The organism is Chroococcidiopsis sp. [FACHB-1243], from assembly GCF_014696895.1.
Lineage (GTDB): Bacteria > Cyanobacteriota > Cyanobacteriia > Cyanobacteriales > Chroococcidiopsidaceae > Chroococcidiopsis.
The window spans coordinates 136,020-156,614 of the sequence record NZ_JACJQX010000011.1 but is presented as its reverse complement, the minus strand read 5'-3'; the positions used below and the strand labels follow the sequence as shown (position 1 = coordinate 156,614).

General features: G+C 44.7%; 23 protein-coding genes, 1 tRNA gene and 1 other annotated feature. Of the genes, 9 read left to right on the top strand and 15 right to left on the bottom strand.

Annotation, left to right across the window (positions count from 1 at the left end):
• Positions 1 to 516: 516 nt before the first annotated feature.
• A complete protein-coding gene (locus H6G17_RS10710; RefSeq protein WP_192156902.1) occupies positions 517 to 657 on the bottom strand; it encodes a hypothetical protein in 141 nt (46 codons plus the stop codon).
• Between the two features lie 28 nt (positions 658 to 685).
• Between H6G17_RS10710 and H6G17_RS10705 the strand changes: the two genes are divergently transcribed.
• The 5 genes from H6G17_RS10705 (at position 686) to H6G17_RS10685 (ending at position 5,930) form a co-directional block, all read left to right on the top strand.
• Entirely contained in the window at positions 686 to 865 is a 180-nt protein-coding gene (locus H6G17_RS10705; protein WP_206757155.1) for a hypothetical protein, read from the top strand.
• 36 nt (positions 866 to 901) lie between these two features.
• The gene (locus H6G17_RS10700) at positions 902 to 2,362 is read left to right on the top strand and encodes a folate/biopterin family MFS transporter (RefSeq protein WP_192156898.1); all 1,461 of its coding nucleotides are present in this window, start codon (positions 902 to 904) and stop codon (positions 2,360 to 2,362) included.
• 202 nt (positions 2,363 to 2,564) lie between these two features.
• Entirely contained in the window at positions 2,565 to 4,052 is a 1,488-nt protein-coding gene (locus H6G17_RS10695) for a carotenoid oxygenase family protein (RefSeq protein ID WP_192156896.1), read from the top strand.
• A gap of 2 nt (positions 4,053 to 4,054) precedes the next feature.
• Positions 4,055 to 4,243, top strand: coding sequence for a DUF4089 domain-containing protein (locus H6G17_RS10690; protein ID WP_192156894.1), 189 nt, complete (start codon positions 4,055 to 4,057; stop codon positions 4,241 to 4,243).
• A 100-nt stretch (positions 4,244 to 4,343) separates the two neighbouring features.
• Positions 4,344 to 5,930, top strand: a complete 1,587-nt coding sequence (locus H6G17_RS10685) for a serine/threonine-protein kinase (RefSeq protein ID WP_192156892.1) — start codon at positions 4,344 to 4,346, stop codon at positions 5,928 to 5,930.
• Between the two features lie 91 nt (positions 5,931 to 6,021).
• Here the strand turns inward: H6G17_RS10685 and rplL are convergent, their stop codons facing one another.
• The 8 genes from rplL to rplS all read right to left on the bottom strand — a co-directional run bounded on the left by rplL (position 6,022) and on the right by rplS (position 10,269).
• Complete coding sequence (gene rplL / locus H6G17_RS10680) at positions 6,022 to 6,417, bottom strand: 50S ribosomal protein L7/L12 (protein WP_015154767.1); 396 nt, start codon at positions 6,415 to 6,417, stop codon at positions 6,022 to 6,024.
• A gap of 51 nt (positions 6,418 to 6,468) precedes the next feature.
• A complete protein-coding gene (rplJ, locus tag H6G17_RS10675) occupies positions 6,469 to 7,020 on the bottom strand; it encodes a 50S ribosomal protein L10 (RefSeq protein WP_192156890.1) in 552 nt (183 codons plus the stop codon).
• A gap of 66 nt (positions 7,021 to 7,086) precedes the next feature.
• Positions 7,087 to 7,249 (bottom strand) — a sequence feature (ribosomal protein L10 leader region).
• Positions 7,250 to 7,366: 117 nt separating this feature from the next.
• On the bottom strand, positions 7,367 to 8,083 hold the full coding sequence (rplA, locus tag H6G17_RS10670; RefSeq protein ID WP_192156888.1) for a 50S ribosomal protein L1: 717 nt from the start codon (positions 8,081 to 8,083) through the stop codon (positions 7,367 to 7,369).
• A gap of 119 nt (positions 8,084 to 8,202) precedes the next feature.
• Positions 8,203 to 8,628: a 50S ribosomal protein L11 gene (gene rplK, locus H6G17_RS10665; protein ID WP_015154770.1), complete on the bottom strand. Its 426-nt coding sequence runs from the start codon at positions 8,626 to 8,628 to the stop codon at positions 8,203 to 8,205.
• A 9-nt stretch (positions 8,629 to 8,637) separates the two neighbouring features.
• Positions 8,638 to 9,279, bottom strand: coding sequence for a transcription termination/antitermination protein NusG (gene nusG / locus H6G17_RS10660; RefSeq protein WP_192156886.1), 642 nt, complete (start codon positions 9,277 to 9,279; stop codon positions 8,638 to 8,640).
• On the bottom strand, positions 9,279 to 9,497 hold the full coding sequence (gene secE / locus H6G17_RS10655; RefSeq protein WP_015154772.1) for a preprotein translocase subunit SecE: 219 nt from the start codon (positions 9,495 to 9,497) through the stop codon (positions 9,279 to 9,281). Before secE ends, nusG begins: the two co-directional genes overlap by 1 nt.
• A 224-nt stretch (positions 9,498 to 9,721) precedes the next feature.
• Positions 9,722 to 9,794, bottom strand: a tRNA-Trp gene (locus tag H6G17_RS10650).
• A gap of 112 nt (positions 9,795 to 9,906) precedes the next feature.
• Positions 9,907 to 10,269, bottom strand: a complete 363-nt coding sequence (gene rplS, locus H6G17_RS10645; RefSeq protein WP_192156884.1) for a 50S ribosomal protein L19 — start codon at positions 10,267 to 10,269, stop codon at positions 9,907 to 9,909.
• A gap of 370 nt (positions 10,270 to 10,639) precedes the next feature.
• Between rplS and H6G17_RS10640 the strand changes: the two genes are divergently transcribed.
• The gene (locus H6G17_RS10640; protein ID WP_192156883.1) at positions 10,640 to 11,188 is read left to right on the top strand and encodes a phycobiliprotein lyase; all 549 of its coding nucleotides are present in this window, start codon (positions 10,640 to 10,642) and stop codon (positions 11,186 to 11,188) included.
• A gap of 225 nt (positions 11,189 to 11,413) precedes the next feature.
• Complete coding sequence (locus H6G17_RS10635; RefSeq protein WP_199316642.1) at positions 11,414 to 12,460, top strand: fatty acid desaturase; 1,047 nt, start codon at positions 11,414 to 11,416, stop codon at positions 12,458 to 12,460.
• 36 nt (positions 12,461 to 12,496) lie between these two features.
• Here H6G17_RS10635 and H6G17_RS10630 read toward each other — a convergent pair whose 3' ends face one another.
• From H6G17_RS10630 to H6G17_RS10615, 4 genes are read right to left on the bottom strand one after another with little or no spacing between them, the layout of a single operon-like run.
• Positions 12,497 to 14,206 carry a diflavin flavoprotein gene (locus tag H6G17_RS10630; protein ID WP_192156881.1) on the bottom strand — a complete coding sequence of 570 codons (1,710 nt, stop codon included), beginning with the start codon at positions 14,204 to 14,206 and terminating at the stop codon, positions 12,497 to 12,499.
• A 16-nt stretch (positions 14,207 to 14,222) separates the two neighbouring features.
• Positions 14,223 to 14,879, bottom strand: a complete 657-nt coding sequence (locus H6G17_RS10625) for a hypothetical protein (protein ID WP_192156874.1) — start codon at positions 14,877 to 14,879, stop codon at positions 14,223 to 14,225.
• On the bottom strand, positions 14,872 to 15,270 hold the full coding sequence (locus tag H6G17_RS10620; protein ID WP_192156872.1) for a hypothetical protein: 399 nt from the start codon (positions 15,268 to 15,270) through the stop codon (positions 14,872 to 14,874). The genes H6G17_RS10625 and H6G17_RS10620 overlap by 8 nt, the downstream gene beginning before the upstream one ends.
• 38 nt (positions 15,271 to 15,308) lie before the next feature.
• Entirely contained in the window at positions 15,309 to 17,030 is a 1,722-nt protein-coding gene (locus H6G17_RS10615; protein WP_192156871.1) for a diflavin flavoprotein, read from the bottom strand.
• 157 nt (positions 17,031 to 17,187) lie between these two features.
• Here H6G17_RS10615 and H6G17_RS10610 point away from each other — a divergent pair, with 157 nt between their 5' ends.
• Together H6G17_RS10610 and H6G17_RS10605 are read left to right on the top strand one after the other, a co-directional pair.
• On the top strand, positions 17,188 to 17,997 hold the full coding sequence (locus tag H6G17_RS10610; protein ID WP_192156869.1) for a pantothenate kinase: 810 nt from the start codon (positions 17,188 to 17,190) through the stop codon (positions 17,995 to 17,997).
• 63 nt (positions 17,998 to 18,060) lie between these two features.
• Positions 18,061 to 18,921: a sugar kinase gene (locus tag H6G17_RS10605; protein ID WP_192156867.1), complete on the top strand. Its 861-nt coding sequence runs from the start codon at positions 18,061 to 18,063 to the stop codon at positions 18,919 to 18,921.
• Here the strand turns inward: H6G17_RS10605 and H6G17_RS10600 are convergent.
• Both H6G17_RS10600 and murG read right to left on the bottom strand, forming a co-directional pair.
• A complete protein-coding gene (locus H6G17_RS10600; RefSeq protein ID WP_192156865.1) occupies positions 18,918 to 19,520 on the bottom strand; it encodes a Uma2 family endonuclease in 603 nt (200 codons plus the stop codon). The genes H6G17_RS10605 and H6G17_RS10600 overlap by 4 nt on opposite strands.
• A 9-nt stretch (positions 19,521 to 19,529) precedes the next feature.
• On the bottom strand, positions 19,530 to 20,594 hold the full coding sequence (gene murG, locus H6G17_RS10595; protein WP_199316634.1) for an undecaprenyldiphospho-muramoylpentapeptide beta-N-acetylglucosaminyltransferase: 1,065 nt from the start codon (positions 20,592 to 20,594) through the stop codon (positions 19,530 to 19,532).
• Between the last annotated feature and the right edge of the window lies 1 nt (position 20,595).

The window sequence follows — 20,595 nt, the reverse complement described above, 5'->3', positions numbered from 1 at the left end:
GAGAAAGAGGAAACTATAGTACCAGGCGTGTTAAATTTCACTCGAATCAGTCTAATTAATTTTTTGTTACATACTTGTAAATTTTCCTGTCTACTTACTTAGTGTTTGCGAAGCTGTCTGCACAATCTGCGTTATGTCCATATTTTGTATTAAGAAAAAATTTGATGACTATCCAAACAGACTTAGGTTTTCGTCTTGGCTAGATATTCCCATGTCATCTCTCTGTGGGTATACTTATTCAACTTTTTTTAAGAAATAGTAAATTTGTGAGTTAAATTTCTGTTTAAAAATAAATTTATAGATGGCAACAAATTCAGAATTACTATTTCAAAACATTAGGACTATTGAGCTTATAGCAATGCTTCTGTACGGTTTGTATCTATATTTGCGACACAAAAAGTAGCTTTTATGGTAGTTCGTGAAACACTGGTATTTTATGTGTAATAATAGCTACTTTTGAACAGTTGATTCTAAGTGTAAATCAGGTATTTTTGCCAATATGTTCGTATCTGTTTCCTAATTCAACTGATGTTCTTCTTCGGATAAAATCTCAGGCGAAGTCAAATTTTGGCAGCATCGCCCTTTAGAAAAACTCAAAATTCGCTGGCGATCGATCGCCGCACTGTAATTATCAAGGGCTGAAACCGATCGTTTCAATCGTTAAATCTTCAACTCTGGAGTAGTATTGGCGGCGATGAAGTTGGGTTTGAGTTCAGGAGATCGCCCGATCGCCGTTTGGTTTTGTAGTACAGGTAGCACGGGTAAACTATGGATATCCGCAAAAGTACAGCCGCGATTCTGCCGTACTCATACTGCTGCGATCGCCTCACCGACAGCTAACATCTTCAAAGTAGATATGATATAAAAGTCGATAAATCTTAAAGTTTATTTATTTTAATCAATGCTGATTTCCGCGTCTGGCTTGTCCAAGGTAAAAGACTCGTTAAAAGAAAAGATTTTCTTCGGTCAAGAACCCAGTACGGAGTTAATCGCAATCCTGACTGTCTACTTCGTTCAGGGAATTTTAGGCTTAGCCCGCCTTGCTGTCAGCTTTTTCTTCAAGGATGAACTGGGTTTGAGTCCAGCCGAAGTCTCGTCCTTGTTAGGTATTGTGGCGCTTCCCTGGATTATTAAACCAGTATTTGGGTTTGTCTCTGATGGTTTGCCCATTTTTGGCTATCGCCGCCGTCCTTACCTGATCTTATCGGGAATTTTAGGGGCGATTTCCTGGGTGAGTATGGCGACAGTCGTACATACGCCAATGGCAGCTGTAGGGGCGATCGCGCTAGGCTCTTTATCGGTTGCCGTCAGCGACGTGATTGTAGACTCTTTAGTGGTAGAACGAGCAAGAGTCGAATCTCAAGCTGATGCGGGTTCGCTGCAATCTCTATGTTGGGGAACTTCAGCCTTTGGTGGTTTAATTACAGCTTATTTCAGCGGTTGGCTGCTAGAACATTTCACCACCCGCACGGTATTTTTGATTACGGCAACTTTTCCCCTCATAGTTTCTTTCATTGCTTGGTTTATTACCGAAGTTCCAGTCAGCAAAACAGATAACTCGCAAGCGTTTGCCAACTGGTCTAGTGTCAATACTCAAATTAAACAACTAAAGCAGGCGATCGCCCAAAGAACAATTTGGCTTCCTACTGCTTTTATTTTTCTCTGGCAAGCCACTCCCACGGCTGATGCAGCCTTCTTTTTCTTCACCACCAATGAATTAGGGTTTGAACCAGAATTTCTAGGTAGAGTGCGCTTGGTGACGAGTATCGCTTCCCTCGTTGGCGTGTGGATCTTTCAGCGGTTCCTTAAAGGTGTGTCTTTCCGCGTCATTTTTGGTTGGAGTACATTACTTTCAGCCGTCCTGGGTATGAGTATGCTGCTACTAGTGACGCATACCAACCGTAGTTTAGGAATTGACGATCGCTGGTTTAGTTTGGGCGATAGTCTTGTTCTAACGGTGATGGGACAAATTGCCTACATGCCTGTTTTGGTTTTGGCAGCAAGACTTTGCCCCCCAGGAGTAGAAGCAACCTTGTTTGCCTTGTTGATGTCTGTATCAAATCTTGCTTCTCTAGCTTCTTATCAAATGGGAGCGATTTTGATGCGGTGGTTTGGCATTTCTCAGAATAACTTCGATTTGCTCTGGCTTCTGGTAGTCATTACTAACTTATCAACGCTTTTACCCCTGCCATTTTTAAACTGGCTGCCCGCTAAAGAAGAAATTACTGCTGCTAGCGGTCAACCTGCGATCGCCTCAGATGCAACTAACAATAAAGAGATCGGGCAAACTTTGCTACCTAACTTTTCAGAGTTAGTACCATCTTCCTTGCGACAAGAACCAGTCGAAGAACCTGCCGAGTGACGGATGAAAGATAAATGCTGGATGATGAATTATGAAGCTATAGTCATAATTTGTAATTTATCTTGACTCTTTGACTACGCCTGTACGGGTAAGGCATCCTTTGCTCATTTCCTGTACGGCGGGTTTTCAAGACAAACTTCGATCCGAACAGAGATTTTGGGTAAACCCGCTCCTACGACTCCCGACTCCTGACTCCCTAACTATGCAACTTCACGAACGCGCCACAACAGTTTCTCCTAAGTCATACCAGCGCCACGATTGGCAGCGAGGATACGAATCGCTCAAACAAGAATATGACTATTCCATTGATGAGGTCGAAGGGGAAATCCCTCCTGAACTGTGCGGGACACTATTCCGCAATGGTCCTGGCTTATTGGATATCAACGGACAACCAGTTCACCACCCCTTTGATGGCGATGGTATGATTAGCGCGATCGCATTTCGTGACGGTCGCGCCCACTTCCGCAATCGCTATATTCGTACAGAAGCGTATGTAGAAGAACAAAAAGCTGGAAAAGTTTTGTATCGCGGTGTCTTTGGTACGCAAAAACCTGGCGGTTGGTTGGCAAATGCCTTTGATTTCAAACTTAAGAATATTGCCAATACTAATGTTATCTACTGGGGTGGCAAGCTGTTGGCACTGTGGGAAGCAGCAGAACCCCATCGCCTCGATCCTCACAATCTGGAAACCTTGGGAAAAGATTTTCTGGACGGCGCGATCGCAGAAGGCGATCCTTTTGCAGCACATCCTCGCCTCGATCCCAGTTGCAATATGGACAGCGGTGAACCTTGCTTGGTGAATTTCTCCCTCAAGGTTGGTTTATCGACTACAGTTACTATTTTTGAATTAAACCCTGCTGGGAAAGTTATTCGCCAGCACGCGCATAGTATTCCTGGGTTTGCCTTTATTCACGATTTCGCTATTACTCCTAACTACTGCATTCTTTTCCAAAACCCCGTTGCTTTTAACCCGATTCCTTTTACATTAGGGTTAAGAGGGGCAGCAGAGTGCATCAAGTTCCAACCTCACCAAAAAACGCGCATTGTTCTCATTCCCCGCCATCCTAAAGAGTCGGTTCAGATTTTAGAAACTCACGCTGGGTTTGTGTTTCACCACGCCAACGCTTTTGAACAAGATGGGGAAATTGTTGTTGATTCAATTTGCTACGAGTCTTTCCCCGAAGTCGAACCAGCTAGCGATTTCAAGCAAGTAGATTTTGATGCGCTCAAGCCTGGGCAATTGTGGCGCTTTCATCTCAACTTACAAGAGAAAACAGTATCGCGAGAACTTATAGAAGAGAGATGTTGCGAATTTCCTAGCATCCACAAGGATAAAGTCGGTAGACCTTATCGCTATCTCTTTATGGGTGCAGCGCATGAATCGACTGGAAATGCACCTTTGCAAGCAATTCTCAAACTCGATTTAGAATCTGGAGAACGGCAACTTTGGAGTGCTGCGCCGCGTGGCTTTATCAGCGAACCGATTTTTGTCCCTCGTCCTGACTCGACGCTAGAAGATGATGGCTGGGTACTGAGTGTGGTTTATGATTCTACCCACCACCGTTCTGATGTGGTAATTTTGGATGGTCGGGACTTAAATCAAGGGGCGATCGCGACTTTACATCTCAAGCACCATATTCCCTACGGACTGCACGGTAACTTTGCCCCAGATTGCACGATCGCTAGTTAATCATGGACGAGCAGCACTTAGATTTAGCTGAATATGTCGATCGCATGGCGCTGGTGTTGGATTTACCAATACCAGCCGCTTATCGGTCGGGAGTGACAGACAATTTTGCCAAGATAAAAGCGATCGCCCAGATCGTCAATGATTTTGCTATACCAGAAGATATTGAAGCGGCTACAGTATTTGAACCCTAATCGACTTAGGTGTTTCTTTTGGTAGCAGATGATATTTGAATAAATAGCTACTGTAGAGTTATGGCATTCGAGCAGTATAAAAACTGCTAGTAAACTTTCCATGACAACTGCGCTACTCAATAATCGTTATCAAACTATCAAGTTACTGGGGGCAGGAGGATTTGGCGAAACTTTTCTGGCAACAGATACCTATTTGCCGTCTCGTCGTCCCTGCGTAGTTAAGCAACTCAAACCTGTAGCCAACGATTTGCAACTGTACCAAATTATCCAAGACAGGTTCCAGCGCGAGGCTGCAACCTTAGAAGCTTTGAGTGCAGGTAGCGATCAAATTCCCAAGTTGTACGCCTACTTTAGTGAAAACGGACAGTTTTACCTGATTCAGGAGTGGATTGAGGGTGAAACTCTCACGAGAAAAGTTACCTCTGAAGGGGTGTTGAGCGAAGCAACTGTCTGGAAAATCTTAGTGAGTCTACTTAAAGTCCTACATTACGTCCATAGTAAAGGAATTATTTATCGCGATATTAAGCCGGACAATATTATTTTGCGTCAACCGGACTGCCAGCCAGTCATGATTGATTTTGGTGCGGTCAAGGAAACAATGGCAACGGCGATCGCGGCTCAAGGTAGATCGATTTATACAATGGTGCTGGGGACTCCTGGTTTCATGGCTCCAGAACAAGCCGTAGGGCGACCGATCTACGCCAGTGATATTTACAGTTTGGGCATGACAGCAATTTATCTTTTGACTGGTAAGTTGCCGCAAGAGTTAGAGGTTGATCCCCATACCGAAAGAGTTATCTGGCAGCAATACGCGGCAAACGTAAGTCCTAGTTTAGCAGCGGTACTGAATAAAGCAGTTGAGTATCAGCCACGCGATCGCTACTCAACTGCGATTAAAATGCTTAACGATTTGCAATCTGTAGATACTATATCCTCGCGCCAGGAAGTCGATCGAGATGCGATCGCTCCCCCTCACCAGCAGACTTTAGAAACTCAAACTCTCCCCCCTCCTACAATTCGACAGAGTTCGGGCAAAAAGCAGAAATATCTTATTTTTGGTGGGTTGCTCATTGGTGGATTGCTCAGTACTGCTACAGTTTTTAGTCTGGTTCCCCAGCCAGCACCGCGATCGTCTGTACTGCCTGTAGCGCCACCTGCACCCGTGTCGGTAGATCTTCCCGTACCAACGGATAGATCCCCCCAACCCCCCTTACAAAGGGGGGCGACAGAGCGAGAATCTCCACAACCCCCCTTACAAAGGGGGGCTAGGGGGGATCGAGATCGAGATATACCTGGATTTCCCATTGGCACTGCTGAAAGTGCTGTCAAAGCAGCGTTAGGCAATCCTACAAAAACGAGTAGAGGTCTTTGGGTTAACACCCGTGCGGCGATTTACGATATCGAGCCAGAACGCATCACGCTCGGTTATTTGTTCGATCGCACTTCTGGACGGCTGCGTCAAACTGAAGTCTCTTTTGCTCAGTCAGTCGCGCTGGAAACTATGCAAACAAAGCTACAGCGAATGTTACGCGATCGAACCACACCTGAAATTACCAACGGATTGCAACAAGTTTATCAGCGCCAGACTAACAGATATTCTTTTCGCCAAGGTCAACTAAAAGGAGAGATCGAACGTAACAGCCGCGATCGCATTTACATAGGCATCTGGGATGCAAGTTTACATTAAAACAATATTAAAACAAATGTAGAGACGTTCCATGGAACGTCTCTACAGATGGCGATTGAAAGCCCCCCTAAAAAAGGGGGGTTGGGGGAATCTATTTAACAGTCACCTTAGCTCCAGCAGCTTCTAAAGTCTTCTTAGCTTCTTCTGCCGCTTCTTTAGCAATGCCTTCCTTCACTGGCTTGGGTGCAGATTCTACCAAGTCTTTAGCTTCTTTCAAGCCTAGACCTGTTAGTTCGCGCACTTGCTTCAGGATGGCAATCTTCTTATCAGCGGGGACTTCTTCCAGAATTACGTCGAATTCAGTCTTCTCTTCCACTTCCTCAGCAGGCGCGCCAGGAGCAGCACCAGGAGCCATCATCATCATGCCTCCAGCAGGAGCAGCAGCACTTACGCCAAAGGCTTCTTCGATTTGCTTAACTAACTCAGATGCTTCTAGCAAAGTTAGAGATTTGAGTTGTTCCAAAATTTGATCGGTTGCAGCAGACATGCAATTAACTCCTATGTAATCTAAATTTGTGCTTGTCTTTCTCGCTACTGATTAAGCAGCATCTGTTTCGGTCGCAGCCGAGCCATCTTTATCGGCATACGCCTGAATACCACGCGCCAGCGAAGATGGAACTTCGTTGATACCCACAGCAACTTTGGTTGCCAATGCATTGATAGCTCCAGCAATTTGAGCCATAAGCTGCTCTTTAGATGGCAAGTCTCCCAGCGCCTTAACATCTGCTTCTTTCAGCAGACGACCTTCCATTACGCCACCGCGCAATTCAGTTTTCTTGCTAGCTTTTTGGAAGTCCTGGTAAGCCTTGATTGCACCGCTGATATCTTCTTTTACCAGCAAAAATGCTGAAGAACCTTGGAGCAATTCTTCCATAGCTAGCCAGTTATCCTGACCGCTAATCGCGATGCCCATCAGCGTGTTTTTGGTTACTTTACAGACTGTTCCGGTTGGGCGCAATCGCCGCCGTAAATCTGTAATTTCAGCTACTGATAACCCTTGATAGTTAATTACAAGAGCGAGTTGGGACTCACTCAAACTTGCTTTGAGATCCGCCACAATCTCTTGTTTATTTTCTATGGTTCTACCCATTCATTTCACCTCCTAGCTTGGAATGCGATCGACCAATTCATATGAAATCCGTGTCTCCTACCCTACCCACCCAAAACAAAACCTCGACTCAAGAGCCGAGGTGACACGGTGTACGTCATGTTGTTTCGACTTCACTATAACTAGTGTCATCAAAAACATTTTTGTACAAACCTCGGCAGGATATTAAGCTAATTGCACCTGCTGTCTTCGGCTATCAATTTTTGATTGGTAGTTGGTAATTGGTAATTGGTAGTTGGTTATTTATCAGTAGTCAGTGATTGCCAGCGATTTTGACTTTTGACTTTTTACTTCCCATTACCTATTACCCATTACCCATTACCATAAATTATGCTGCTTCTGTCATCTTGAGATCTCGTAAGCCGCTGATTTCAACTTCAATTGCAGGTCCCATAGTCGCGGAAACAAAAATAGTACGCCAGTAACGACCTTTTGCACCAGAGGGACGGTTACGATCGATAGTTTCTTGTAGCGCCTTCAAATTGACTAACAAATCTTCGGCGGGGAAAGCTGCTTTCCCAAACATAACGTGAACGATTCCCGTGCGATCGGCACGAAATTCTAGTTTACCAGCTTTGAACTCCGAAATTGCGCTGGCTATGTCAAACGTTACCGTTCCTCCTTTCGGTGATGGCATCAAACCGCGTGGACCCAACAATTTACCCAATCTTGCCACTTGGGGCATGATATCGGGTGTGGCGATCAGTTTGTCAAAGTCCATTCTACCGTTTTGAATTTCGGTAATTAATTCCTCAGAGCCAACGATATCTGCTCCTGCGTTGCTCGCTTCTGTGACCTTTTCACCTCTAGCAATCACGGCAACGCGGACTTCTTGACCCGTACCTTTGGGTAGTACGACTGTCGTTCTGAGCTGTTGGTCTGTATATTTCGGATCGATTCCCAACCGTATATGTGCTTCTGCGGCTTCGGAAAACTTAGCTGTAGCGGTTTCTTTTAATAATTGCAACGCTTCAATCGGCGCATAAGCCCGATCTTCTACTTTCTCTTGCAGCGATCGCAATCTTCTCGATACTTTTTTTGCCATTTTTCTCTCCTGGGGTCGTTACGAAGCGTCCTGCCTCTCCCCCGATATAATTTTGCTGCTGTTTACTTCGAGGTCTTTTGTCACCTACAAATGACAAATGACTGACGAATGACGAATAACTACTCAGTAACGTTTACGCCCATATTCTTCGCAGTTCCTGCCACAATTTTCATTGCAGCATCAATATCATTGGCGTTAAGGTCTGGTAGCTTCGTTTGGGCGATTTCCCGCAATTGAGCTGTTGAAATCGAACCAACTCGCTTTTTATTTGGCTCGTTGGAACCGCGCTCGATCCCTGCTGCTTTACGAATCAATACGGAAGCAGGGGGAGTTTTGAGGACAAATGTAAAACTTCTGTCTTCAAACACCGAAATTTCTACGGGAATGACCATTCCTGCTTGGTCGGCGGTTCTGGCGTTGTATTCTTTACAGAACATCATAATATTCACGCCATGCTGACCTAGCGCTGGTCCGACTGGCGGTGCTGGGTTAGCTTTACCAGCATTCAATGCCAGTTTAATGACCGCAACTACTTTCTTTGCCATTTCTCTGTTCTAGCCTTGTTTCTGAACCTGATTGAACTCCAATTCTACGGGCGTGTCCCGTCCGAAAATTGAGAGTAAAGCTTTTAGCTTACTCCGTTCTGGACTGACTTCCACCACTTCGCCTTCAAAGTCTTTAAACGGACCAGTTAACACGATAATTCGATCTCCAGCCGCCAAATTGATTTTGACCACTGGCTCCTGTTCCTGAGCTTGCTTAAAGATTCTTTCTACTTCTGGAGGACTGAGGGGTAGGGGTTTAACGTGACCGCGACCGCGACCGCTACCACGCTTTTGTTCGGCTCCCACAAAGTTAATGACGTGAGAGGTATTTTTCACTACCTGCCACGTTTCATCGTCCATTGCCATTTTGACTAGCACGTAACCAGGAAACACTTTTTCATCCGTTTCTTGCCTACTGCCATCTTTACGGATTTTGAAGGCTTTACTTTGTGGAATTTCTACTTGAAAAATGCGCTCGGATACGTCGAATGTCTGTGCCCGCCGCTCTAAGTCTGCTTTCACGCGCTTTTCACAGCCAGAGGCGACTTGTACGGCATACCAACGCGGCTTGCGATCTGCTGTGTCAGCGATCGCTGGTGTTGCCTCTTCTTCGCGGCGAGAGTCACCTGGCTCGTCTGTTGCAAAAGTCATCAGAATACCTTTCTTGCTGCCCAAGCAAACAACGCATCAATGAGGTAAATCATTGTGGCAGAAAGTGCCACCATTGATAGTACGGCTAAAGATTCGCTGATTAGCTGTTGGCGACTGGGCCAAACTACTTTATCAAGTTCCTCTTTAGTTCCCTTTAAAAAGTCGGTGACGCTAAATCCACTGCTTTGTTGGATCTCGGCTTCGTTTTTTTTGCTCACGGTTGCTTTACACCTCAATTGATAATAGAAGCGATCGCGGTTTAACCCTCACTGCTTGACTGTTTTGTTCAGACTGAGCAGTTCGTTCGAGTCCAGCCGATCTAATTTATAGATATTTAAGATCTGGGTCGTCACCAACTAATTTTACCCAAAAGCTTCTACTTTTGCTGCTGATAGCTAGCATTCGATCGCGCTTTTGGGTAAGGGATTTGCGTGATTTCGAGCGCGCCCTGGAGGACTTGAACCCCCGACATCCGGTTTTGGAGACCGACGTTCTACCAACTGAACTAAGAGCGCACAAATTTTGCTGGATTCTAGTCTAACGCAATTTGGCGACCTGAAGCGCGATCTTCGCGATTGCTATTGGGTAATTTTTCTTGTGTGACTTGCAACAGTTACCCAATTGCAATTACAGGGCGCGATCGAACCGTTGCTTGATCCGAGTTGCCTTCCCAACGCGATCGCGTAGGTAGTACAGCTTAGCACGCCGTACCTTACCACGTCGCATAACTTTAACGCTATCAATTCGAGGCGAATGTAGTAGAAAGACTCGCTCTACACCTACACCTTGAAATACGCGGCGCACCGTGATTGTTTTGTTAATGCCGCTGTTACGCATGGCAATAACTACGCCTTCATAGGGCTGAGTACGTTCTTTGCCACCTTCTTGAATAATTACCCCGACTTTTACCGTGTCACCGATATAGATATCAGGTAAATTCGATTTCAACTGCTCCGCTTCAATCGAGCGGATAATCTCTTGCGCGTTCATCGTTTTTAAAAAACTCACAATCGTTAATCATAGCTCAATGTTTATCGATCGGTCTAGGGGGTGTCAGTTATCAGTTATTTCTCCTCTACTCCCTTGTCCCCCTTGTCCCCCTTGTCCCCCTTGTCCCCCTTGTCCCCCTTGTCTCCTAAATGTGCCGATCGTTACAACCACTCAACCACCTTCTTGGTAAGCTCTGGTGCGAAGTCACTCTGAAGAGTTAATTCATCTACTAGATGTCAAATTTGAGAATCTTGACTTAATATATAGTCAATCGTTAAAAATATTAACAAACTCTTGCTTTCTGGAACATCCCCAAGTAAAGGGGTAAAATGCGCAAGATGAATACATAGTATGTGAGGACTTGCTAACCGTGACATCACAATTAAGATTGGCTCAAGTTGATGAAGCATCAGCATCCCAGAAAGTTGCTGAGTTCTTTCGCAAGTCGGCGGGTGAATGGCGATCGCAACGACGATACTATACGTTACCTGATGGCGAAACTAAGGAAATGGTCAGCTACATTACCATCAGGTTTTTAGAGCCAGGGTGCGATGAGTTAAGAAAATTAGCAGAATTACATCAATTGAGCGATCCAGATATCTTAACTTGTGGTGCGGAAGTAAGTTGGGAAAGCCGGGATTCGGTGTCACAGAAGAAGCAGTCAAAAGGTGCAACAATGTTCGGAGTTGCAGGTTCTACTTTATATCGCGATCGCGGTTTTGCCACGACTAAACCTGTAACAGCTGAATATTACTTTCTAGAATCGGAAACTATGTGTCTGCGAACTGAGTATAATGGCTCAGTCTTTGAGGAACAGTTAAAACTAATTGGCGATAAGTATCGTACGCGCCAGACAATTATTTCCCGTGCAGGGGAACAACAGATGATCGGTCAATATTTGGAAAAGCGGGTGGAATAACGTTTCTACCATAGAATTGTCGTAGGGGCGCACAGCTGTGCGCCCCTACACGTTAATAGGTTGCCGCGATCGCATTGACAATAAAATCAAATTGATATTCTCGATAAAAATTCGTTATTGTCAGAGATTTATTCAAATTTCGTTACATTTTGGCATTACAATGATGTTCGCTGTTTAAAACTAAAAAACTCTGTGCCATTTGAGCTTGTTAGTAGTGTAGAAAATCTGGGAAGCAAGGAAACTAGCCAAGATCGGGCAAGCCTTCCCTTCACGCTGGCAGAACTGAAAGCTGCAATCCCTGCCGAGTGCTTTCAACCATCTACTTGGCGATCGCTTGCCTACTTCTTTTTAGATATAGGTATTATTAGCCTTCTCTACGTAGTGGCTGGTGCGATCGACTCTTGGTGGTTCTTTCCCATTTTCTGGTTGATGCAAGGAACCATGTTTTGGGCTTTATTTGTGGTTGGACATGATTGCGGACATCGCTCGTTTTCTAAGTATAAGTGGTTGAATAACTTAGTCGGACATTTGGCGCACACGCCAATTCTCGTCCCTTTCCACGGTTGGCGGATCAGTCACAGAACCCATCACAATAACACTGGCAATATCGATACAGATGAAAGCTGGTATCCGGTGACGGAAGCCACATATCGACAGATGGCTTGGTATGAAAAACTACTACGCTTTCAACTAATTTTGTTCTTGTATCCACTCTATTTATTTAAGCGATCGCCTGGAAAACAGGGTTCGCATTTCTTACCCAGCAGCAATCTTTTTCGCCCTTCTGAAAAGTGGGATGTGATTACGAGTACGATTTGCTGTGGATTGATGATAGCTTGCTTAGGTGGACTGACTTACCTATATGGCTGGATGTTCTTGCTGAAATATTACCTAGTACCATACGTCATTTTTGTGATGTGGTTGGATTTGGTAACATTCTTACACCACACAGAACCGGATATTCCCTGGTATCGGGGTGAGGAATGGTATTTCTTAAAAGGTGCTTTATCCACAATCGATCGCGATTATGGCTGGATTAACCCCATTCATCACGATATTGGGACTCATGTGGCACATCACATATTTCTGAATATGCCACACTACCACCTGCGTACCGCTACCGACGCGATTAAACCAATCTTGGGAAACTACTATCGCAAGTCTCAGGTTTCTATATTGCAGGCTTTATGGCAATCCTATAAATCTTGCTATTTCGTCTCAGATACAGGCGGAGTTGTTTATTATCAGTCTCCCAAGGAATTGAAGGATTAAAAATGTAGAGACGTTACATGTAACGTCTCTACATTTTTAGTAATGATTCCCTGATTTACGGTGATGGACGGCGGTGACACCATCGGGGTTGAAGACTTTTCCGTTATCGGCGATCGCGTAGACAATCCAGTGATCGCCAGCCTCCATCCGATTATTAACCGTACATTCGAGATATGCTAAAGCATCAGTGAGAATGGGACAACCATTTTCAGATGTTTCCGTAGCAACATTGGCAAATCTATCCTCGCCTGGGGCAAAGGATTTCATAAAGTGCTTGCGTAATTGTCTTCCTTCTGCCAAGACATTTAAAACCAATTTATCGCCGCTATGCAGCATCGATTCAATTGCACGGTCTTTAGCTACAGCAATCGTCAGACCAGGCGGGTTGAATGTGGCTTGAGATACCCAAGAAGCTAGCATCGCACTGGAAATTTCTTCGTGCTTTTTAGTGGTGACGACGCATAGAGAACCGACAATTCGTCCTACAGCTTGTTCTACATTGCTAGCTGGTTGACGTGCGATTCTGACTTTTTTCGCCCGTTTGACACTTTGGGCAAAATCCGTACCTGTTTCTTCACATAGTTGCAAAGTGACATCAGTAGGTTTGAATTTGACGCGGATCGGTTCAAATCCAAATCGGTAACCAGCGTCTTTCAGTTTACCTTCAATTAAATCTATTGCCTCTCCACTCCAGCCAAAGGAACCAAAAACCCCTGCAAGTCTGTTGCTGCTAGAGGTAGAGAGAATGATCCCCAAAGCGGTTTGAATTGGAGTTGGTGCGTGTCCGCCCAGGGTGGGGGAACCGATGACAATCCCAGCAGCTTTTTCTACAGCGGTGCGGATCTCGTCAGGTTCGGCAAATTCGCAGTTGATTGATTCTACGGCGACTCCAGCTTTAGTAATTCCACGGGCGATCGCCTGTGCTAGTGTTGCAGTACTACCGTAAGCCGAGGCATACAGCAAGGCTACGGTTATATCCTGAGAAGTTTGCTGTTTGCTCCACTGACGATACGCTTGGGTTAGTTCGATCAGCCCATAGCGAACGATGGGACCGTGACCCACGCCATACATTCTCACAGGCAGTTCGGAAAGTTTTTCTAGTGCTGTTTCTACTTGTCGCGCATGGGGAGCCATGACACAATCGAAATAATAGCGACGGTCTTCGTTGAAAATTTCCCAGCCTTCATCAAATACCTGTTCGCCGCATATGTGCGCCCCAAATAGTTTATCAGTGTAGAGAATTTCGGTTTGCGGATCGTAAGTACAAAGGTGGTCTGGGTAGCGAGGATTGGGAGTGGGGATAAATTGTAAAAGATGCCCTCCACCTAAATCTAAGGTTTCCTCACCCCGCATGACTAAAATTGATAATTCTCGATCTTCTACAATGGTGCGTAAATTTTTTGCCCCAGGATTAGAACAGATAAAAGTAACTTGGGGGGCAAGTTCTAGTAAGGCTTTAAGAGTAGCGGCACGATTGGGGTTGACGTGTCCTAGAATGACGTAATCTAAGCTTTTTAGGTCGAAGCGCTGTTGTAAAGCTTCGAGATAGATTTGGCTAAAAGTTTCGCCGGGAGGGTCGATTAATGCAGTTTTATCGCCTTGAATGAAATAGGAATTTGCCGTTGTACCTTTGGCAAGGGCGTATTCAATTTCAAAGCGTAGCCGCGCCCAACTGCGCGATCGCACTATAGTTGTATCGATCCCAATGGGTAGAACTTGAACGTCGCGAGGTTTAATTTCTGACATAATTCTACGTGTTTGACTATTTCAATACGACTAAACGCAGTTGTTCCAACATTTGACCGCCTACTCTAAGAACTGAATTAGCTTGTTCGTCAGATATTTCTAGTCCGTGTATTGCTCTGCTACAAACTGTGTTAATTTCCCTCAGTACTTCTAACCAAGCAGCAGGTATATACTCTCTATAAACAAGTTCTTGTGCTAAACCCACAATACCTATCGGACGGATGGAAATATCTATCTTATGCTCGTAGGCGATTCGTCTGAGTTGCCTTTCTATTTCTATCCTTAATTGTGCTAAGGCTAATGAATTATCTACACCAACTAGCTGATTTAAGCTTAAATCCCAAGGTAAAGATTGAGGAACTGAAACTTCATCTTTTTGTGCGCTCCTCGATTCACTCGTTGCTATTTCTATAAAACCTTTGCTAATTAGAACTTCGTCAAATAATATCTCATCTACCGGCGAACTCGTTTTTTGATTTCTTTCTATAAACCGATCGAAAGCAGATAATGCAGCAACTGTAGTCATACCTGAGATGATTATTAGCACTTGGTCTGTGCCAGATATTGTCTCATTTTTCCCAACTACAATCAGCAGATAAGCTGTCACTGAGGCAAGAATTAATCCTGCAATTATGCTACGAAACCCTTCAGTTTGTGCGGGTTTACTAATCATCTCCTTTTCCTTTGCCCCCACCTAAAAATGCTTCTTTTGTCAAGTCTGGTACAAGTTCGTAGAGAAATACTCCTATTACTAGTAGCCCTGCTTCAGTCGAGCCAATACTAAAAAATACTAAACCTATTGTAAGAGCAGCAACAGAAACACTTATTCGTTGCCATATTTGTACGTTCTGTATTAATCGCTTCTGTTTACCTTCCTTAATAATTTCATTTTGCTTGATGAGTTCTCCCCTTATTTGAGTCCAAACCAAAGCTTCTTGAGGAGAATTGGCTTTAGCTATGCGTTCTTCTACTTGCAAAAGAGCGGTATTTTTGTTAGCAGGAGTGTCAGAAGCAGGTTGCAATTGAGTAGATATTTGTTCTAGCTTTCCCTCAGCCTCTGACATTCTCCTACCTTGAAATTAATCCAACGGCAACCTCAATCCTAATAAGAGTTACCTAGCTTCCGGTGGTGGACGGCGGTGATAGATTCGGGTTTGGAGACGCGACCTGCATAAACGCTGCAGTATACAATCCAGTGGTCGTTGCACTCCATCCGGCTAGCGACTTCGCATTCCATATAAGCAAGGGCATCGGTCAGGATGGGAGAACCATTCGTTGCCATTTGGGTTTTGACTCCGGCAAAGCGGTCAGCACCAGGTGGGAAGCGCTTGAGGAAGTGCTTCATCAAGACTTGGTAGTTGGCTTCTTCGAGGACATTTAACACGAAGCGATCGCCGACTTGCATCAAAGACTCGATCGCCCGGTCTTTAGCAACAGCAATAGTGACCCCCAAGGGCTGGAAGCTAGCCTGGGCAACCCAAGAAGCTAACATCGCCCCAGAGAGTTCGCCTTTTTGGGTAGTAATAATGTAAAGTCCGCTGCTGATTCTTCCCAGGGCTTTTTCTAAGTCGGCGGCGAAGGCTTTTAACTGTTTAATACTGCGATCGCGCGTCAGTACCTGCCCCAAGTCCGTTCCCGATTCTTCGCACTGCTGATATGTATTCTCTGTCGGGGTATCTTGAATCCGAATGATACCAAAAGCTGGAGTCAAGCCCAAGTTACGAAACTTATTTTGCAGTGGATAAATCGGTTCGTCGTCGCCACCCCCAGATTCAAATAGACCAAAGACTTGCTTGGCTTTGACAGCTGCCAAAATCGAACTGAGAGTATCGTGGGCGGGATCGCTGAGGCTACTGGGAGGCATCCCAATGATAACTCCGGCGCTGCGACCGACAATTTCTTGCACTTCTTGCTGGTCAGTTGTCCTCATATCGACCATCTCTACAGCAACACCCGTTTTATCTATCCCGTGGGAGATAAAAGCTGCAAGGCGATCGCTGTAGCCATAGTCTGGAGTGTAAAACAGGGCGACGGTGGTTTCTGTCTTAGCTTGATTTTGGCTCCAACTACGGTAGCGTCCGGTGAGTTCCGCAACATTGTGAGAGAGTAAAGGTCCGTGACCAGTACCAATGATGTTGACTTTCCCTAATTCACCCATCCGTTTCATAGCAGAGATCACAGAACGGGCATTAGGAGCCATCAAACACTCGTAGTAGTATTGAAAATCAGCTTCGATCGCGGTTAAATCTTCATCAAACATGCGCTCGTCGCAGTAATGCAACCCAAAAGCATCGCAGGTGTAGAGAATTTGGGTGGCGCGATCGTAGGTAAAAATAGTATCGGGCCAATGCAAATTGGGAGCGCTGACAAATTCCAGTTCGTGTCCGTTGCCTAAATCGAGGCGATCGCCATTTTTGACGATTTGGCGTTGGAATGGTTGGTGTACCATGTCCTCAAGAAACTGCAAGGCAACTTTGGAGCCGACAACCGTGGCGTTGGGTGCGAGTTGCAGCACGTCTTTAACCAAGCCGCTATGGTCTGGCTCGGTGTGGCTGATAATGATGTAATCTAGCTGTGAAAGGTCAATGAGATCTTTGAGGCTATCTAAATACAGATGACGAAATTTTTCGTGGGAAGCATCAACTAAGGCAGTTCGTTCGCCCTGAATGATGAATGAGTTGTACGTTGTACCGTTTTGCAGACCGTATTCAATGTCAAAGCGATCGCGATCCCAGTCGAGCGATCGAATTGCTGTGGTATTGGCAGCAATTTCACTTGTCTGGATTGTCAGGCGATTTTGCTTTCTATCGGCGAGTACTACCATTAGTCCTCTCCCCTATGATTTTTAAGTATTATTTCCTTATCTTCATTCTCTCACGTCTTTCTTGTAAAGCTTTATTAAATAAATTATCAGTGAGTTAAAAAAGCTAAAAGTAAATCGTAAGTCGTAAGTCGTAAGTCGGAATTAACTGATAACTGAGATGGAAGCTTGGCTGGGTTTGGAAATTGGCAATTCTCGGTTGCATTGGGGATGGTTTGAAGGCGAAGAGATCCAAGTGACTTGGGATACTCCCCATCTTTCTAGGTCGATTGAGCAACAGCTAGCTCAGTGTAAGACTTTTGCCGATCTCCCTCAAGAAATTCTGTCTCCTATTGACTCCATTATCTCTGGGCGGGCTGTGCGCCCCTACCTCTTACCTATATATATTGCTTCTGTTGTTCCTAGTCAGACAGTGCTGTGGCAAGCATACCCAGAAGCACACGTAATTTCGCTAGATAAAATACCCCTTTTGAGAATTTATCCTACTCTGGGGATCGATCGCGCTTTAGCTGTGTTGGGAGCTGGAGAAACTTTCGGTTTTCCCGTCTTAGTTATTGATGCAGGGACAGCATTAACTTTTACAGGTGCAGATGGCGATCGCTGTTTGGTTGGTGGGGCGATATTACCAGGATTAAGCTTACAATTGCAGTCTTTAGGGCAAAAAACGGCTAATTTGCCATCAATAACAACTCCAGAAATTCTTTCTTTACCCGAACGCTGGGCGACGAACACTCCAGAAGCAATCCAAAGTGGAGTTATCTACACGCTAATTGCCAGCATTCGCGATTTTGTTACGGCTTGGGGGGAAAAATTTCCCGATAGTCAGATTTGTTTTAAAGGAGGCGATGGTAAGTTGCTACTGGAATATCTGCGATCGCTCTATCCCGAACTCACTATCAAGATCGTTTACGAACCTAATTTGACTTTCTGGGGGATGCGATCGTCTAGACGAAACGAACGAGAAAGATAAGAAAATAAGCGAGAACGCATCCGAGCGCTATTCGCTATTCACTACTCACTACTCACTCAATTCATGAATGGACTATTTATTGGCTTAGTCACTCTAGATTTTGTCTATTTAGCTCCGTCTCCACCAACTAACAATCAGAAAATTGTTGCCTCCGATTATATTGTTGCAGCTGGGGGTCCTGCTACTAATGCTGCCGTCACATTTAGTTATTTGGGGAATCAGGCTACTTTGTTAGGAACAGTAGGAAACCACTCAATTACCCAGCTAATTAAAGCAGATTTGGCAACTTATGGAGTGGCGATCGCAGATTTAGCACCCAGCCAAACTGAACCGCCACCTGTTTCATCAATTATCGTCTCCCAAGAGACGGGGGAACGGGCAGTAGTTTCTATTAATGCTGTCAAAAACCAAGTGACACCTGAATTTATCCCAAACAATACTTTACAAGGTGTAGATATAGTTTTGATTGACGGACATCAAATGTTAGTAGGAGAAGCGATCGCCCAACTTGCTAAAGCTAATAATATTCCTGTTGTTGTTGATGGTGGTAGTTGGAAACCTGGATTTGAAAAAGTTCTGTCTTTTGCAGACTACATTATCTGTTCTGCTAACTTTCGCCCTCCCAATTGTCACAACATGGAGGAAGTCTTTGCCTATCTTTCCCAAATAGAAATTCCTCATATTGCGATAACTCAGGGAGAACAACCAATTCAGTTTTTAGATGAGGGGAAAATCAAATCTCTAGAAATTCCTCAAATTAAACCTGTAGATACTCTCGGTGCAGGAGATATTTTTCACGGGGCTTTTTGTCATTACATTCTTCAGCACAATTTTCCTGAAGCTTTAGGAGCTGCGGCAAAAATTGCTGCTCGGTCTTGTCAGTCTTTCGGTTCTCGTCAATGGATGCAAACTGGGAGAAATTAACTATCGGGATTAGCTTCCTCTAACTGCTCTGCCTCAAAGTCAACTTTGTTATATAAATCTTCTAGAGAGATTTGAAAGAGAACAGAGTGTAAGGCAATCATTTCATCTTCTATATCATATTCTCGAATTTCCCAACGCTTTCTTCCCGTCTTCACATACTGCATGACATTAATTTTGGTTTGGTCGATTAATATGTATTCTTGGAAAGAAGCTATAGTTTTATAATCCTCGAATTTTGCTTGACGGTCGCGACTTTGGGTAGACTTAGATAAAATCTCGGCAATGACAATTGGATTAGTCACTGTATCGTTACGATTATTGTAATACTCTGGCTTTCCGGCAATTATCATGACATCGGGATAGGTGTAAATGTTCTTATCAGGGATCCACAAACGCACGTCACCCATAAAAACTTCGTAGTCTTGTTTTTTGAAGGCAAAATTCAACGCTGCATAGAAATTGCCTGTTAGTCGATTGTGATTTGTCGTTCCGCCTGCCATTGGAATAATTTCACCGTTTATGTATTCACTCTTGAATTTAGCTATCTCTTCTAAAGCTAAGTACTCATCCTGGGTGTAGTAGCGTTCGGTTATTTGCATAGTTTCCTCCTATTCCTTTACTATCTCGCGGACTAACTGTGCCAATCTTTCAGCACTGTCAGCTACTGCGATCGCACCTGCTTTTTTTCCCATTTGAGCTAACTTTTCAGGTGAATGCAACAAACTTAAAACTTCTTTGGTTAAGATTTCCGGTGCTAATTCTAGTTGACGAAAGACTAAAGCCGCTCCCGCTGCTCCTAAAACTTGAGCGTTGTAATATTGATGATCTTCTGCCGCTGTTGGTAGGGGAATAAAAATTGCTGGCTTGCGGGCGATCGCCAATTCCGTTACCGTACCAGCTCCAGCTCTGGCAATAACTAAACTTGCCCGATGCAACAGCCGCGCCATATTGTCATAAAAAGGCAGTGCAATATACTGCGGATGTTTCAAACTTTCTACGTCAGGATCGTTACTTCCCGTCTGATGCACCACCCACGCTCCAGCCTCAAACCAAGCCGCAGCAGACTGACGCACTAACTTGTTGACAGCCACCGCTCCCTGACTACCACCGACAATTAAAATCAGCGGTACGTTCTCAGGGATAGCTAAATCTAGAGGTGGTAGCGTATCTAGTGCCTCTATTTGAAACTGCGATCGCACGGGCGTACCTGTAAAGATGGTTTTGACTCCAGGTAAGTATTTTGCTGCTGGTTCAAACCCAATCGCCACAACACTACACCAACGACTTAAAAAGCGAGTCACTTTGCCGGGAATAGCGTTCGATTCGTGCAAAATCACGGGTAACCCAAGCGATCGCGCTGCAATAACTGCGGGAGCCGCAATATATCCCCCCGTTGTTAATACCCCCTGAAAATGCCCCTGTTTTAGCAACTGTCGTGCCTGAAAAATAGCCAGAGCAAGTTTAGTCAAAATTTTTACCGTACCAAGTCCCAAGCGTTGCTGAATGCCTTCTACATCGATAGTATGCAAGCGATATTGGGATGGAACTAATTGAGTCTCTAATCGATTCGGAACCCCCAACCACTGAATCTGGTAATCTGATAACTGTTCCGCAGTGGCGATCGCGGGAAATAAATGTCCGCCAGTGCCACTCGCTGCAATTAATAGTCGCATT

Coding starts and splice junctions, on each gene's coding strand:
- H6G17_RS10700 (WP_192156898.1), top strand. CDS start 902: ATGCTGATTTCCGCGTCTGGCTTGTCCAAGGTAAAAGACTCGTTAAAA.
- H6G17_RS10695 (WP_192156896.1), top strand. CDS start 2,565: ATGCAACTTCACGAACGCGCCACAACAGTTTCTCCTAAGTCATACCAG.
- H6G17_RS10690 (WP_192156894.1), top strand. CDS start 4,055: ATGGACGAGCAGCACTTAGATTTAGCTGAATATGTCGATCGCATGGCG.
- H6G17_RS10685 (WP_192156892.1), top strand. CDS start 4,344: ATGACAACTGCGCTACTCAATAATCGTTATCAAACTATCAAGTTACTG.
- rplL (WP_015154767.1), bottom strand. CDS start 6,417: ATGTCTGCTGCAACCGATCAAATTTTGGAACAACTCAAATCTCTAACT.
- rplJ (WP_192156890.1), bottom strand. CDS start 7,020: ATGGGTAGAACCATAGAAAATAAACAAGAGATTGTGGCGGATCTCAAA.
- rplA (WP_192156888.1), bottom strand. CDS start 8,083: ATGGCAAAAAAAGTATCGAGAAGATTGCGATCGCTGCAAGAGAAAGTA.
- rplK (WP_015154770.1), bottom strand. CDS start 8,628: ATGGCAAAGAAAGTAGTTGCGGTCATTAAACTGGCATTGAATGCTGGT.
- nusG (WP_192156886.1), bottom strand. CDS start 9,279: ATGACTTTTGCAACAGACGAGCCAGGTGACTCTCGCCGCGAAGAAGAG.
- rplS (WP_192156884.1), bottom strand. CDS start 10,269: ATGAACGCGCAAGAGATTATCCGCTCGATTGAAGCGGAGCAGTTGAAA.
- H6G17_RS10630 (WP_192156881.1), bottom strand. CDS start 14,206: ATGTCAGAAATTAAACCTCGCGACGTTCAAGTTCTACCCATTGGGATC.
- H6G17_RS10625 (WP_192156874.1), bottom strand. CDS start 14,879: ATGATTAGTAAACCCGCACAAACTGAAGGGTTTCGTAGCATAATTGCA.
- H6G17_RS10620 (WP_192156872.1), bottom strand. CDS start 15,270: ATGTCAGAGGCTGAGGGAAAGCTAGAACAAATATCTACTCAATTGCAA.
- H6G17_RS10615 (WP_192156871.1), bottom strand. CDS start 17,030: ATGGTAGTACTCGCCGATAGAAAGCAAAATCGCCTGACAATCCAGACA.
- H6G17_RS10610 (WP_192156869.1), top strand. CDS start 17,188: ATGGAAGCTTGGCTGGGTTTGGAAATTGGCAATTCTCGGTTGCATTGG.
- H6G17_RS10605 (WP_192156867.1), top strand. CDS start 18,061: ATGAATGGACTATTTATTGGCTTAGTCACTCTAGATTTTGTCTATTTA.
- H6G17_RS10600 (WP_192156865.1), bottom strand. CDS start 19,520: ATGCAAATAACCGAACGCTACTACACCCAGGATGAGTACTTAGCTTTA.
- murG (WP_199316634.1), bottom strand. CDS start 20,594: ATGCGACTATTAATTGCAGCGAGTGGCACTGGCGGACATTTATTTCCC.